The sequence below is a fragment of the Endozoicomonas numazuensis genome (assembly GCF_000722635.1).
Taxonomy (GTDB): domain Bacteria; phylum Pseudomonadota; class Gammaproteobacteria; order Pseudomonadales; family Endozoicomonadaceae; genus Endozoicomonas_A; species Endozoicomonas_A numazuensis.
Genome location: NZ_JOKH01000007.1, coordinates 222,114 through 224,892 on the forward strand (window position 1 = coordinate 222,114; position 2,779 = coordinate 224,892).

Sequence of the window (2,779 nt, forward strand, 5' to 3'; positions counted from 1 at the left end):
AAGGAGAGAATGAAAGAGATTATGGCGCTATTGCTGGCGCGGTCATTTCCGGAGTTGCAGTGACCGGGGCGGTTGTATCTACAGTGGTGATCGGAATGGTCTGCTGGGCTTCACACCGTACAAAACTCAAAAGCGCCAGTTATGAAATGCAGAACAAGCAGTAACACACTGATCTGCCCGTACAAAACAGGCTCAATAAAGGTTGTCCTGTCGCCTTCAGAAAACTGAACTACACTGGATGTCCACCCAAAGGAGTTGGGAAAAGCCGGAACCGGATATCTCCATAGCCAACGGGTGCGAGAGGTCTTAACTCATGATATTCAGTGCAAAGCCATCAACTGCAACACAGAACACAGCTTTTTCTGCAAGGAGGGTAAAAGCCCCTTGGCCACGTTGGCAGGGTATATGTGTCTTTGTGGCTCAGTTGGTAGTGATCAGTCTTTGTGTACTGCAACCTGCCAGTGGTGAGGAGGTTAATGAGCCGGGGTCTCACGCTAACCCGGCCATGTACCATAACGACAACACTCATGAGCTGGACGGCGCTCGGCGTGTTAGCCTCAGCCCCGACGGGAAACACCTGTACGTAACCGCCCATGACGGGAATGCCCTGTCGGTGTACGACGTAGACAACAATGGTACCCTCTCCACCCCCCGTATCTATCGTGACAACAACACTCATGAGCTGGATGGTGATACTACGGGTATCGTCCTCAGCCACGACGGGCAACACCTGTACGTAACGGCCTTTTGGGGGAGTGACCTGTCGGTGTACAGCGTGGCCAGCGACGGCGCGCTCTCTAACCTCCGTATTTACCGTGACGACAACACTCATGAGCTGAACGGTGCTACGAATGTCGCCCTGAGCCCCGACGGGCGGCACCTGTACATAACGGCCGCTGTAGGAAATACCCTGTCGGTGTACGACATGGACAGCGATGGCGCGCGCTCCAACCCCCGTATCTATCGTAACGACAACATTCATGAGCTGGCCGGTGCTCGGGGTGTTACTCTGAGCCCTGACGGGCAACACTTGTACGTAGCGGCCTCTTTAGGGAATGCCCTGTCGGTGTACGACGTAGCCAGTGACGGCGCACTTTTCAACCCCCGTATTTACCGTAACGACGACACTCATATGCTGAACGGCGCCTGGGATGTCGCCCTGAGCCCCGACGGGCAGCACCTGTATGTAGCGGCCTTCAGGTGGGATGAGGGTTTTCTGTCGGTGTACAACGTGGCCAGCGACGGCGCGCTCTCCAACCCTCGTTTCTCTCGTAACGGCGCGCTCACCAAGCCTCGTGTCTCTCGTGACGGCGACACTCAAGAGCTGAACGGTTCCAAGGGTAAGAGTGCCCTATCTACCGCGATAGATTGCGCATCTATCGTGGGAATAACATTCCTGATGGGTGTGGTGGCTACCATCATGACACCCAAATCCCAACGGGTAACACCTGCAGGTAACGGCAAATGACGGGGATGCCCTTGGTGTACGACGTGGCCAGCGACGGCACGCTCTCCAACCTCCGTATTTACCGTGACGACAAAGCTTATGAGCTGATTGCAGTCGTAGTGACCGGGGCTGTTGTATCTGTGGTGATCGGAAGGGTCTGCTGGGCTTTACACCGTATCAGACAGGCTCAATAAAGATTGTCACTTCACCCCCGGAAAACTGAACTACACTGGATGTCCACCCAAAGGAGTTGGGAAAAGCCGGAACCGGATACCTCCATAACCAGCGGGCACAAGAGGCCATAACTCATGATATTCAGTGCAAAACCATCAGCGGCAACACCAAGCACGGTTTTTTCTACAAGGAGGGTGAAAGCACCTTGTTCATGCTGGCAGAGTGTCTGTGTCTTTGTGGCTCAATTGGCAGTCACCAGCCTTTGCATATTGCAACCGGCCAATGGTGAGGAGGTTGATGAGCCGGGGTCTCTCATTAATCCGGTCATTTACCGTAACGGCGACACTCATGAGTTGGACGGTGCCCGGATTGTTACCCTGAGCCCCGACGGACAACACCTGTACGTAACGGCCGCTGCAGCGAGTGCCCTGTCGGTGTACGACGTGGCCAGCGACGGAGGGCTCTCCAATCCCCGTATTTACCGCAGCGACGACACTCATGAGCTGTACAACGCTTGGGGTGTCGCCCTGAGCCCCAACGGGCAACACTTGTACGTAACAGCCACGTCTGGGGGTACTCTGTCGGTGTACGACGTGGCCAGCGACGGCGCGCTCTCCAACCCCCGCATCTATCGTGACGATGACGACACTTATGAGCTGAGCGGTGCCCAGGGTGTTGCCCTGAGCCTCAACGGGCAACATCTGTACGTAACGGCCTCTTGGGGGCATGCCTTGTCGGTGTACGACGTGGACACCGATGGTGAGCTCTCCAACCCCCGTATTTATCGTAACGGCGACACTCATGAGCTGTTCGGTGCCCGGAGTATCGTCCTGAGTCCCGACGGGCAACACCTGTACGTAACGGCCTCTTTCGGGAGTGCCCTGTCGGTGTACGACGTGGCCAGCGACGGTACGCTCTCCCACCCTCGCGTCTATCGTGACGGCAAGACTCATAAGCTGAACGGTGCCCGGGATGTTGCCCTGAGTCCCGACGGGCAACACCTGTACGTAACGGCCTATTTAGGGAGTGCCCTGTCGGTGTACGACGTGGATAGCGACGGCGCGCTCTCCAACCCCCGTATTTACCGTGACGACGAGACTCATGAGCTGTACGGTGCCTGGGATATTACCCTGAGCCTCGACGGGCAGCACCTGTACG

At 56.4% G+C, this 2,779-nt stretch carries 3 protein-coding genes; all 3 read left to right on the plus strand.

What is annotated here, in order from left to right:
• Positions 1-415: 415 nt before the first annotated feature.
• Positions 416-1,468, plus strand: a complete 1,053-nt coding sequence (locus GZ78_RS22990; RefSeq protein WP_161787470.1) for a lactonase family protein — start codon at positions 416-418, stop codon at positions 1,466-1,468.
• Positions 1,465-1,641, plus strand: a complete 177-nt coding sequence (locus GZ78_RS29655; protein ID WP_161787471.1) for a hypothetical protein — start codon at positions 1,465-1,467, stop codon at positions 1,639-1,641. Before GZ78_RS22990 ends, GZ78_RS29655 begins: the two co-directional genes overlap by 4 nt.
• Before the next feature lie 216 nt (positions 1,642-1,857).
• The coding region (locus tag GZ78_RS23000; RefSeq protein WP_161787472.1) for a lactonase family protein at positions 1,858-2,779 on the plus strand (922 nt) is incomplete at its 3' end.